Here is a 12319-nt window from a genome sequence, read left to right on the forward strand (position 1 = left end):
CAGACACAATGACACGCCCGAAGATCACCGTCGTTGGTTCGGCCAATGTGGATCTGACGTTTCGCACACCGCGATTGCCCGTGCCTGGCGAAACCTTTGCCGGACATTCGCTGCATCAAGGCATGGGTGGCAAAGGTGCGAACCAAGCGGTCGTCGCCGCCCGACTCGGTGCCGAAGTCGCCTTTGTCGCTCGCGTCGGGAACGATGGCTTCGCGACTCAGGCCATTGACGCCTACCGAGCAGACAGAATCAACACGTCCTTCATTCAACATTCCAAAAACCAGCCTACAGGCACGGCCGCGATTTTGGTGGATGATGACGCTGAGAACTGCATCATCGTTGTCGCCGGAGCGAACGCCGAACTGACCGCGGCTGATGTTCGATCGGCCCAGGCAATCATCGCCGATTCCGATGTGGTGATCTGTCAATTGGAAACTCCTGTGGAGGCGGCTCTCGAAGCATTCAAACTGGCTCGTGCGGCCAACGTCCTGACGATGCTGACTCCGGCACCCGCGGAACTTGTTTCGGATGAACTGCTTTCGCTTTGCGATGTTTGTGTCCCCAACAAGACCGAGATCGCCGCCATCACGGGTTGCAGTGTGGAGACACAGGCTGACTGTGCTGCCGCTGCGGAACAGTTGAGGCAACGTGGCGTTCGACAAGTTGCACTGACGATGGGCGGCGAAGGCGTTTTGGTGCTCGACCGATCGGGGATCTCCCTCATTCCTGCCTCACCCGTCAAAGCGGTCGACACCACCGGGGCCGGCGATGCCTTCACCGGGGCATTGGCGGTCTCGCTCGCCGAAGGAATGTCTTTGGCCGACGCTGCCACTCGTGCTGGGATCGTTGCGGCCATCTCGGTCACACGCGTCGGCACTCAAACATCCTTTCCTTCGCTCGATGAAATCAATCGCTGGAAGCAAGCTGAGAACACTGCATGAAAAAACTCTTCAGACTCTTGATGGTTCTCCTGGCGACGTCCTCGTTTGCTGCGGCTGATGACGGCTCAACTGCGAAAGCGCGAATGGTTGTGCTGACCGACATCGAAGCGGACCCGGACGACACCCAGTCGCTGGTTCGACTGCTGCTTTACGCCAATTCGATTGACATTCAAGCGATTGTGGCAACGACATCGGTGCACCAGAAAAATCGAGTGGCTCCGGAGTCCATTCGGCGTGTCATTGACGCGTATGGCAAAGTCCAACCCAACCTTCTGAAGCACGAACCTGGATTTCCTACCGCGGATGCGTTGCACAAACTGGTCACCAAAGGGTTGCCTCTGTACGGGATGAACGGAGTCGGTGACGACAAGGACTCCCCTGGTTCGCAGCGCATCATCGAATTACTCGATCGCGATGATGAACGGCCACTTTGGATTTCGGTATGGGGAGGCCCCAATACGCTTGCGCAGTCCCTGCACAAACTTCGCAAGACTCGACCGGCCGAGGACGTCACACGTCTGGTCAAGAAGCTTCGTGTCTACACGATCTCTGACCAAGACGATTCTGGGATTTGGTTGCGAAACGAATTCCCGGATCTGCAATACATCGTCAGCCCCGGACGTTACGAACGCTCGACTTGGGGCGCGATCAATCAGGTCGTGGAGGGCATCGACAACACAACGATCAGCAACACTTGGTTGGCCATTCACATCCAGCAAGGCCATGGTCCGCTGGGAGCGGAATATCCCGATGTTGCCTGGGGAGTTGAAGGTGACACGCCCGCTTTCCTGGGGTTGATTCCCAATGGCTTGAACGTTTCCGAACGCCCGGACTTCGGTGGATGGGGCGGACGCTACGAACTTGGCCAGCCCAGCGATGATGAGATCCAGGTTGGCCGTGAGGTGCAGGGAGGCGTGCCGATCCTCGCCGAGACGCGTCCCATCTGGGGCAACGCCAGCGACGCGTATCGACCGCGATTGTTTCATGATCAGAAGCGTGCTGAAAAGCCCAGCGATGAAACGTTCACTGGAAACCGGGTCACATTGTGGCGGTGGCGAGATGACTTTCAGAACGATTTTGCCGCCAGAATGGATTGGTGCGTTGCGAGCTATGAAGAAGCCAACCATCCGCCTGTGCCAGCCCTCGCCCATGCGGAAACGCTGAATGTGAAATCGGGCGAACAGTTCCGTTTGGATGCGTGGGGAACAACCGATCCCGACGGTGACAGTCTCCGTTACACGTGGATGGACTACCCCGAAGCAGGATCGACACCGCTCGACCTGGATATCGGTCAGTCGCCAGAAAACGTTTACCAGGTGACCCGCACGGCTCCGAAAGTCGACCAACCGGAAACGATGCACTTCATCCTGAAGGTTACCGATCGCGGCACGCCAAGGCTCACCCGATACAAGCGAGTGATCGTGACGGTTCAACCCTAACGAAGACCAATTACAAGGCAATCGACAGGCCGCAATCCGACGCAGACAAGTGACACCCTTCTCCCCACGAGTGACACCATGATGATGCGCAGCCAACTCAACCAATCCCATTTCCGCAATTTGTGCATCTGTGTCTGGATGGGAGGTCTTTGTCTCTTTTCCACCGCAATGCCCAACATTGCCAAGGCGGTGGAGCGGCCTCGGATTTTGGTCACCACGGATGGTGAGATTGATGACGAATGTTCGATGGTTCGATTCTTGTTGTACGCCAATGAGTTCGACATCGAAGGCATCGTCACTTCCAGTTCACAGTATCACTGGTGGCAGCACACCGAAGCTGACACCTACGACGGGACGATTGAGATCTCCAATGCAAATCAACCGCAAGCCGAATTCGTTGCATCCAGCGATGCAAATGGCAAAACCGTTCATGTGATTTGCGAAGTGACCGACAGTGGCACGCCCCAAATGACCCGGTATCAGCGAGTTGTCAACGAGTGTCAATGAAATTGACCAGACAACAAGACAAGCAGAAATTCATCCCTCACTTCGATGCTTTGACCATCCCCATGATCCACACCATTCTCTTTCGAGCGTTGACGATTTCGGTTGTCTTCGGTCTGACAACGGCCTCCTCGGCCGACTATTCCAAACCTCGAATGATCGTGACGACCGATTTGGGTGCCGACCCAGACGATGATCAGTCGTTGGTTCGATTGCTGGTCAGTGCCAACGAATTCGACATCGAAGGTCTCGTCGTTTCCACCGGATGCTGGAAGAAGACGCAGAGCAACACCAAGATGCTGGACAAAATCGTTGATGCTTACGGCGAATGCTACGACAACCTCAAAGTTCACGCGGACGGATTCCCGACACCGGACTATCTGCGTTCGATCTCGGTCATGGGACAACTCGGCTATGGCATGAGCGATGTGGGCGATGACAAAGACTCGCCCGGATCGGACATGATCATCGCCTCGGCGGACAAGGATGATCCACGCCCGATTTGGATCGGCGGTTGGGGCGGCAACAACAATGTCGCTCAAGCGATCTGGAAAGTCCGCAAGACACGATCAAAAGCCGAACTCGAGAAGTTTCTTTCAAAGCTGCGCGTCTACGACATTCTCGGCCAAGATGACGCGGGAGCGTGGATTGCCAAAAACTACCCGCAAGTTTTCTACATACGAGCAACGAAGGTTTACGGTTGGCAGCCGCCAAAGAATGGCGACTACCAACAGAATGACATTCAAAGTCATGGACCGCTGGGCGCCGTTTATCCGGACACCAAGTGGGCGACCGAAGGTGATTCGCCTGCGTTCATGCACGTTTATCCGAATGGCCTGAACGATCCCGACCAGATCGACCAAGGCGGTTGGGGCGGACGATTCAGCTTCCAAAAGAAGACCGGCATCAAAAGCATGTCGGGCGTGAAGGGGGAAGAGCGTCAGTTCGATCCCTACGAGATGTGGGGAAACACATCCGATGGAACCGGCGCGATCAAACGCTGGAGCAAAGGCTACAACAACGACTTCGCAGCACGGATGGATTGGAGCATCACGAACAAGTACTCCGAAGCGAATCATCACCCGATTGCCGTTTTGAACGGTGACAGGACTCGCGATGTGATGCAAATGTCCGCGGAGGCTAGTGCGAGCGTTTCGCTGAGTGCGAAGGGTACCAGCGATCCAGACAACGATTCGATCAGCTACTCATGGTCGATCTACCAAGAGCCATCCACCTACAAAGGGAAGGTCTCGATGGAAGACGCATCCTCCGAGACCGCCAAAATCTCGGTGCCAAAAGACGCGGCGGGTAAGACGATTCATGTGATTTTGGAGATTCATGACGACGGCCAGCCCAGCCTGCACGCCTATCGCAGAATGATTTTGGAGGTGCGGTAAACAGTTCGGTAGAAACACTCGGGCAGAACCAGGTGAGCCGTTTGGGCATTCGCCCCGGTTGTGCAAGCGAGCAACAAGGCTTGCCACAAGAGTTCCAGTTCCGAAAGACTCCTGCCGGCTTGCTTCATTAAATAGAGGCGTAAGGGAGGTGATTGGCTTCGATCCGATCTTCACCTTTTGTGGCCGGAGAACACAACACAATTTCTCCAACCAATCGGTCGGCTGATGCCGCCACCACACCAGCGAGACAGGAAATGCGAATACTTTTCACAGGCGGTTCCGGCAAAGCGGGACGCCACGTTGTCAGGCACCTGGCTGACCAGGGTCACACGGTGATGAATCTGGACCTCGTGCCGGCCAACATCGATGGCGTTTGGGACATGACGGTCGATCTCACGGATGCGGGACAAGTCTTCTCAGCAATGTCTGGAATCGTTGGCTTCGATGATTTGGAGTCGGGCAATTCAACGCCCAAGTTTGATGCCGTGGTTCACTTCGCCGCCGTGGCTCGCATTCAGTTGCGGGCCGATCCGGAATGCTATCGCATCAACACAGCGTCGACCTACAACATCTTGGAGGCCGCGGTGAAGCTCGGCATTCCCAAGGTCCTGTTTGCTTCGTCCGAGACCACCTATGGGGTCTGCTTTGCTCATGGGGAAGTCAAACCGGAATACATCCCTGTGGATGAACAGCATCCCACGGTCCCGCACGACGCTTACGCGATGTCAAAGGTCTGCAACGAGGTCTGCGGCCGTAGCTTTCAAGCTCGATCGGGAACCGACATTTACGCCTTGCGAATCAACAACGTGATCGAGCCACATGAGTACACGAGTCTGGTCCCGGTTTGGAGCGGCGATGCGGCGTGTCGGCGTCGCAACCTCTTTGCGTACATCGACACCCGTGATCTGAGTCACTTCGTCGACTGTGCGCTCGCAATGGATGGACTGGGTTACCAAGTGTTCAACGTTGCGAACGAAGATTCCTCGGTTGGCATGCCGAGTGCCGATGTGATCGCGGATTTTTATGCTGGCGTCCCGCAGCGACGCGAGTTGGGCGAGTTCGAAACGTTCTATTCCATCGACAAGGCGAAGGGGTTGTTGGGCTTTGCGCCGCAGTCTCGCTGGAGAAACGCATGACGCTTTCCCCACCGCCGATCAAACCTCGCTTCGTCAATAGTCCACCACTCATCCCCCAACTTGGAAGGACGTCCCGTGCCGTTTTTGTCCCGTTTAATTGTGTTGCTTTTTCTCTGTGTGACTCCGGCGTTCGCCAGGGTTGCAAACGCCGACAAGCCTCGTCTCTTTGTTCTGACTGACATCGAAAATGAGCCGGACGACGCCATGTCGTTGGTCCGTTTGCTGACCTATGCCAACCAGATCGATATCGAGGGGTTGGCCGCGACGACTTCGGTGCACCAGCAACGGCGGACCGCGCCGGATCGGATTCGCCGAATCGTCAAAGCTTATGGTGAGGTTCGTGACAACTTGGAAAAGCACGAATCGGGGTTCCCGACGGAGGACGAACTTCTCAATCGCGTGACCGAAGGCCTTGCCGTGTATGGCATGCAAGGTGTTGGTGAAGGCAAGGACTCTGATGCTTCGAACGATTTGATCGAGGCGGTCGATCGCGATGACCCGCGGCCGATCTGGGTCACGGCATGGGGCGGCCCAAGCGTGCTGGCTCAGTCACTGTGGAAGGTGCGAGAGACTCGCAACGCGGACGAACTGAAAGCGTTCATTCAGAAAATTCGCGTCTATACGATCTCGGACCAGGACGATAGCGGACCGTGGATACGGGAGCAGTTTCCGGATCTGTTCTATGTCGCCAGCCCAGGGTTCTATCCCGGCGGAGCCTATCAGCATGCGACTTGGAGTGGGATCAGCGGCGACTTCTTTCACGCTCGTTGTGATGGAGCGGATTTCTCGTTGGTGACCAATGAATGGCTCGACAAAAACATTCGTCGCAAAGGACCGCTTGGCAAAGAGTACCCGCTTTGGGAATACCTGATGGAAGGCGACACTCCGTCGTTTCTGAACTTGATCGACAATGGTTTGAACGAACCGGAACATCCAGATTGGGGTGGATGGGGCGGCCGTTACGAGTTCTACACACCGCGAACGCAGAAGTGGTTCTTGCAGGCCGAGACTCGTCCGTTTTGGTCCAACGCGGAAGACGAAGTGTTGGGAACAGACGGTCGTTGGCACCGAGGCAACCACGAAACGATTTGGAGATGGCGGGAGGCTTACCAAAACGACTTCGCCGCCCGAATGGACTGGACGATTCAATCAGTCGAAGATGCGAATCATCCGCCCGTTGTGAAGTTGGCTCACGCCGCTCGTCTGACCGCGAAAAAAGGCGAGGTCGTCGAATTGAGTGCGGAGGGATCAAGCGATCCCGACGGCGATTTGCTGTCCTACGAATGGTTCTACTACCCTGAAGCGGGAAGCTTTCTTTGTTCGAGTGGCACGAATGCTCGTCCTGTCGCAATCAATGGCTTTGACAACGTGACGGCTTCGTTCACCGTTCCGACGCGGACTGTGATGCCACCGGGCACCGGTACGATGCACTTCATCGTGGCGGTCACGGATCATGGTTCTCCTCGACTGACCCGCTACGCCCGTGTGATTGTGGATGTGGTGAAATGACAAATCGTTTGCTGCTTTGTCTGCTGTTTTTGGGCGTTTCGGTAGTGCAGAAACGGGACGTTGCTGCGCAGGATGCTCCGGCCTCTGGCGTCAGCGAACTTCATCGAGTGATCGTCTCGACCGATATCGGCGGGACGGACCCGGATGACTTCCAGTCGATGGTGCATTTGCTGTTGTACGCTGATGTGCTGGACATCGAAGGTCTCATTTCCTCGCCGTTTGGTGATGGTCGAAAAAGCGACATCCTGCGAGTGATCGATTGCTATGAGGCGGACTATCCCAATTTGAGGACGCATTCCGAACGCTATCCAGCCGCTGATCAACTTCGCTCGCTCACGAAACAAGGTGAAACCGAGCGGGCTCCGTACGCGGGCTTTCGAAAATCGACTGAAGGATCAAACTGGATCGTCGAGTGCGCTCGCCGCGAGGATCCGCGTCCCCTGCATGTCTTGGTGTGGGGTGGTTTGGAGGACTTAGCTCAGGCACTGCATGACGCGCCAGACATCTTGCCAAAGTTGCGTGTTCACTGGATTGGCGGGCCGAACAAGAAGTGGTCCGCTGACGCGTACCAGTACCTCGTCGATCACCATCCGGAGTTATGGATGATCGAATCCAACTCCACCTACCGAGGCTGGTTCGTTGGCGGAAACCAGTCTGGTGATTGGGGCAACAAACGTTTCGTTGGATCCAAGGTCGCCGGCAGAGGGAAACTGGGCGACTTTTTTGTGCTTCAAATGGCCGACATCAAAATGGGTGACACACCCACGGTTGCTTGGTTGTTGCACGGAGATCCATCGGATCCATCCAAACCCAGTTGGGGTGGACGCTTTGTCCGGGCTTGGGAACGGCCGACGATGCGTCTTGACCGTATGCCAGTCCAAAGTGATCAGATGGAAGTCTTTGGTGTTTTGGAATTGGTGCTCGCGATCGACTCGAACGCTGCTCCGTCGAAGGCTGTTTTGGTGGTCGAGAACCAGCGTTTGGAAGGTCACCTCGGCGAGGACTCGGCAGTTCATTTTCGGTTTTGTCCGAAGGCTGCCAAGCGATATGACTTTCGAATCGAGAGCGATTCAAAAAAGCTGGATGGACAGCGAGGATCGATCACCGTCGTGAACCCGTCATCAGAGCTTGCCGACGATCCGTCAGCGGACTTGCCGAATTGGTGGACGGACGATCCAGCCATGAAGTCATCGGAAGGTCCTCACAGAGGAGCCAAAACGGTCAATCGTTGGCGGGAAGATTACCTGCGTGATTTTGAGTCGCGGTTGAATCGCTGTCTTCCCTGAGAGACGACCCAACAGCGATTGTCTGTGACAAATCCCCGTGTTTGTGCCCCTCGAATGGAATTGCTAAGCAGGTACGCAGGTGTCATCGGGTATGTGAGCCGTTGGCGTTAGCCACGGTTTTCACGCGCAACCGGGGCGAACGCCCAAACGGCTCACATGGTTGTGCCCGATCATTCCAGCCGACCTGCTTAGTGGTCTGTCACGACTTGTTTTTAGGGTAGTGGACGAGGCGACGAGTCCTTGGATTTGACGCCAGTTCAGGACTCGTCGCCTCGTCCACTACGATCAACCCTCACTTTTAGCTTTGACAGCCCACTAGGAAGACTGGCGTGAGTTCTCCGGAACGATTGTTGCAGGTTTTCGCTGGGTGTTGACGGTGGAAGGTTGGTCGATCTAGACATTGTCAACAAAGGCACGCACCAGCATGGATGCCTCTTTGATAAATATGCCTTGTCGGGGACCGCGAAAAGCATGGACCAGTTCTCTTCTTATCCTGCCGAGATGGCGTCGGTTCTCTCAAAGCAGTGGGAATCGCGAGGTTTCCCGTTGGACTTGCTCCCTCCGAACGCGTCGTTGGTTTCGTTGCTGGATGTTTGCTATCAAGCCAGCTTGTTGCGGGAAGAGGACGCGCCGGTTCGTTGTCGGGTGATTTACGCCAATCGCACGCACCTGAAATCGATCACGACCGAACAGTCTCGACCTCATGTTTTGTCGTTTTCTGAGCCTGCCACGCTCAGTCCCCACAATTTGAGGAAACTGTACGCGGCGGCGGATTTCTATCGCGCTGCCTTGGCTGTCACCACCGCTGAAGACGGAACCCTGGTGATCTGGGGCTTGGTGGTGACGGGAACCGAATGGGTCAATCGAGTCGAAGGCAGCCGGTTCGATGGTGTTTCCTTGCCGCCCAACTTGGTCGTTCATGCGATTCGGCCGGGGCATTTGGTGGCGTCATCGGGCTACATGCGTGTTTTGGAAACCAATCAAGGGCAGTTGTTGATTGATGGCTTTGATCCGTTTCGGTCCACCTGGATCTCAAGCCGGTTTGCCAGTGTCCGAGAAGAACTCGTGCGTCGTGTTCCTGAGGACCACGCGGGTGATGCAGGCAAGACCAAAGTCTGCGAATCGTTCGTGCGAGACCTTGCGCAGAGTGTTGTGCGGCGAGTGTTGCGTCTGGTTCGAAACCGTCGCCACGGTGGGTTGATGGTCGTGTTACCAAATGGATCGCATGAGGATGGGACCTGTGAACAATGGTTGCGGTTCCGTGTGCAATTTCAATCCGATGATTCGACCCTGCTCTACCACGAAATGATGCAGCGTTTGATGACTCGGGCGTTGGCAGTCGCCAGGACGCGGCAGTTGGCCGTTTTGACTTGGAGCGACTACCAACAGTTCCGCGACGCCGAACTGCGACGCTTCGATGATCAGTTGATCGATTTCAGTCATTTTCTCGCGGACATGATGACGGTCGATGGTGCCTTGATTCTGGATCACAGCTTTCGATTGATTGGCTTTGGTGGTGAGATTCTGGGTGACACACCGGTCCAAAACATTCACCGTGCCATCGACATTGAGGGCCATCAAACCGTGGTGGAACCAGCCGACTCGGCGGGGACCCGGCATCGGTCTGCCTACCGGTTGGTCAATGGGTTGAACCATGCGATCGCGGTGGTGGTTTCGCAGGATGGTGATGTCCGTTTTGTTGCCCACCACAACGACCAATTGACCTACTGGCCGTATCTTCCCTGACGACGATCTGTGCAAACTTCAGTTGAACCGCCGAGCCCCAATCGTGGCGTGCAACCCTCCGATCACTGGAGCGGAGAGGCGAAACCGTTGACCACACGCCGAAAGGCAGCTATTGTCAATCGCTTATCGACGATGAGTCACTCCGAGGATTGAGATTTGGCAAAGGCAACGAAGAAGAAAACCTGCGACGCTTCACCAGTGCAGCTGAAGAGCGACCCCACGGCAGAAGACTTTGCCAAACTTGCCTGGGCGATTGCGCACCCGGCGCGGGTGCAAATTGTTCGCTTCCTGATTGGTCGGGAAGCCTGCATGTGTGGCGAGATTGTCAATCAGTTGCCGTTGGCTCAATCCACTGTCTCACAGCACCTCAAAATCTTGAAGGAAGCGGGATTGATTCAAGGTGAAGTGGATGGCCCCAAAGTCTGCTACTGCATCAACGACGAACGGTTGCAGCAACTCAAAACGTTCGTCGGCGAGTTGTAACGCATGACCAACTGCTTGCCCGTTTCAAATCAAGCGATTCAGTTTGCCTGCACGAATCGGGTTGGCTGCTTCATCCGGTTCATTTCTTGGCTGCTGATCACGTTGGCCGGTTGCGTCATTCAGGCAGCCACGCCAGGTGACTACTTTGCCATTCGCGTTGTGGATGCTGACACGGGCCGTGGCATTCCGTTGGTCGAATTGCGAACGACCGATCACAATCGCTACTTCAGCGACAGCAACGGTTATGTCGCGTTCTTCGAACCGGGGTTGATGGACCAACAGGTCTGGTTCGACGTCGGAAGCTGGGGCTACGAAAGTCCGGCGGGCCCCTACGGGACGAAGGGAGTTGCCTGGAAAACCACACCGGGCACGGAAGCGGTGTTGAAACTGGAACGCCAGAATTTGGCCGAGCGGTTGTATCGACAAACCGGTGTGGGCATCTACCGAGACACGGTTCTGCTCGGCAAGAAACCGCCATTGCCGGTGCCACTGATCAACGCCCAGGTGACAGGTTGTGATTCGGTGCAAACTGCGATTTATCGAGGTCGCATGCGATGGTTTTGGCAAGACACCAACCAAGTTGAATTCGCGTTGGGGAGCTTCCGCATGACAGGGGCCACGTCACCGTCGCCCCAAAACATGAACGCTGACAACGGCATCCCGCTAAAATACTTCGTTCGCGAGCCGAACGGATTTGCGAAGGAGTTGGCCCGGGTCAAACAGGCTACGTCACATCCGATTTGGGTTGATGGAATGATGGTTGTTCGCGACGAGCAAGGTCACGAACGATTGGTGGCTCGCTACGTTGCCGCCCGCAAGGATTTTTCGGTTGCGCAGATGGGGATGATGATTTATGACGATTCAGAAGATGTCTTCATCGAACATGCTCGCCTTCCACTGCCAACCCAATCGCGTCTGTTTCCGAAAGACCATCCCGTTCGCGGCAATGTCAATGGCCGGGAATATTTCTACATCGGAACGCCCCCGAACGTTCGCGTTCCTGCTGACTTTGAATCCGTTTTGTCACCGGGCAGCTACCAGGGTTTGACATGCTTTGACGGAGAAGGGGGAATCGATCGAGATGACGACGGACGCATTCTGTTCTCCTGGAAGACTGGGAAACAACCCATCACCACAGATCAAATCGAGGCCTTGATTCGCGAGAACGAATTGCGTCCGGAGGAAGCGCCTTGGGCATTGCGAGACATTGAGACGAACGCACCTTTGAAAGTCGGCAATGGTTCCGTGGCTTGGAATCCATTTTTGAAGCAGTGGACGCTGTTGTTCTGTGAACAGGGCGGTGACAGTTTCCTGGGTGAAGTTTGGTTTGCCGTCGCCAACGCACCCGAAGGTCCCTGGGTTGTTTGTCAAAAGATCGCGACGCACGCTCGTCCGGGGCAGAACATGGACTTCTACAATCCCATGCAACATCCTGAACTGATGCGTGAAGACGGCCGTGTCATCTACTTTGAAGGCACGTTCGTGAACACTTTTTCAGGGACAACAGTTGCCGTGCCACGGTACAACTACAACCAATTGATGTATCGACTGGACGTGAGCGATGAACGATTGCAACTCCCGCATCCGCCAAGCGGTCTGAGCAATGCGAGGCCGTCCAACATCACAACGCCGGTGGGCATTCATTGATCGGGGCGTCAGGATGCAAGGCAATTGGCTTGCGGAAGCACCTTTGGGTGAATTGTTTGGGTGATGTGCCGTCTTCCCCTTCGCCACGGTGCCCATACTCCGCCTAGGCCAAGCAGGTCGGCAGGAATGATCAGGCATCATCATGTGAGCCGTTTGGGCGTTCGCCCCGGTTGTACGTGGGAGCAACAACGCCAACCAAGACAGTTCAAATGCCGACTCTTTCTGGCTCCC

Annotated in this window: 10 protein-coding genes; all 10 read left to right on the forward strand. The window is 55.6% G+C overall.

From position 1 onward, the window contains the following. Window positions 1-8 precede the first annotated feature (8 nt). The 10 genes from rbsK to PSR62_RS16165 all read left to right on the forward strand — a co-directional run bounded on the left by rbsK (window position 9) and on the right by PSR62_RS16165 (window position 12088). Window positions 9-941 (forward strand): ribokinase, encoded by a 933-nt coding sequence (gene rbsK / locus PSR62_RS16120; protein WP_338020208.1) that lies wholly within the window; start codon window positions 9-11, stop codon window positions 939-941. Beyond that, window positions 938-2380: a DUF1593 domain-containing protein gene (locus PSR62_RS16125; protein ID WP_274404030.1), complete on the forward strand. Its 1443-nt coding sequence runs from the start codon at window positions 938-940 to the stop codon at window positions 2378-2380. The genes rbsK and PSR62_RS16125 overlap by 4 nt, the downstream gene beginning before the upstream one ends. A 78-nt stretch (window positions 2381-2458) precedes the next feature. Continuing rightward, a complete protein-coding gene (locus PSR62_RS16130; protein WP_274404031.1) occupies window positions 2459-2887 on the forward strand; it encodes a nucleoside hydrolase-like domain-containing protein in 429 nt (142 codons plus the stop codon). Continuing rightward, window positions 2884-4281: a DUF1593 domain-containing protein gene (locus tag PSR62_RS16135; protein WP_274404032.1), complete on the forward strand. Its 1398-nt coding sequence runs from the start codon at window positions 2884-2886 to the stop codon at window positions 4279-4281. The genes PSR62_RS16130 and PSR62_RS16135 overlap by 4 nt, the downstream gene beginning before the upstream one ends. A gap of 254 nt (window positions 4282-4535) precedes the next feature. Beyond that, window positions 4536-5417, forward strand: a complete 882-nt coding sequence (locus PSR62_RS16140) for an NAD-dependent epimerase/dehydratase family protein (RefSeq protein ID WP_274404033.1) — start codon at window positions 4536-4538, stop codon at window positions 5415-5417. A 117-nt stretch (window positions 5418-5534) separates the two neighbouring features. Then, window positions 5535-6926, forward strand: coding sequence for a DUF1593 domain-containing protein (locus PSR62_RS16145; RefSeq protein WP_274408241.1), 1392 nt, complete (start codon window positions 5535-5537; stop codon window positions 6924-6926). Further along, on the forward strand, window positions 6923-8212 hold the full coding sequence (locus tag PSR62_RS16150) for a DUF1593 domain-containing protein (RefSeq protein WP_274404034.1): 1290 nt from the start codon (window positions 6923-6925) through the stop codon (window positions 8210-8212). The genes PSR62_RS16145 and PSR62_RS16150 overlap by 4 nt, the downstream gene beginning before the upstream one ends. A gap of 471 nt (window positions 8213-8683) precedes the next feature. After that, window positions 8684-9958: a putative sensor domain DACNV-containing protein gene (locus PSR62_RS16155; RefSeq protein WP_274404035.1), complete on the forward strand. Its 1275-nt coding sequence runs from the start codon at window positions 8684-8686 to the stop codon at window positions 9956-9958. 198 nt (window positions 9959-10156) lie between these two features. Continuing rightward, a complete protein-coding gene (locus PSR62_RS16160) occupies window positions 10157-10441 on the forward strand; it encodes an ArsR/SmtB family transcription factor (protein ID WP_443217434.1) in 285 nt (94 codons plus the stop codon). Between the two features lie 3 nt (window positions 10442-10444). Then, a complete protein-coding gene (locus tag PSR62_RS16165; protein WP_274404038.1) occupies window positions 10445-12088 on the forward strand; it encodes a hypothetical protein in 1644 nt (547 codons plus the stop codon). Window positions 12089-12319 lie beyond the last annotated feature (231 nt).

Origin of the sequence: Rhodopirellula sp. P2, assembly GCF_028768465.1 — a bacterium.
GTDB lineage: Bacteria > Planctomycetota > Planctomycetia > Pirellulales > Pirellulaceae > Rhodopirellula.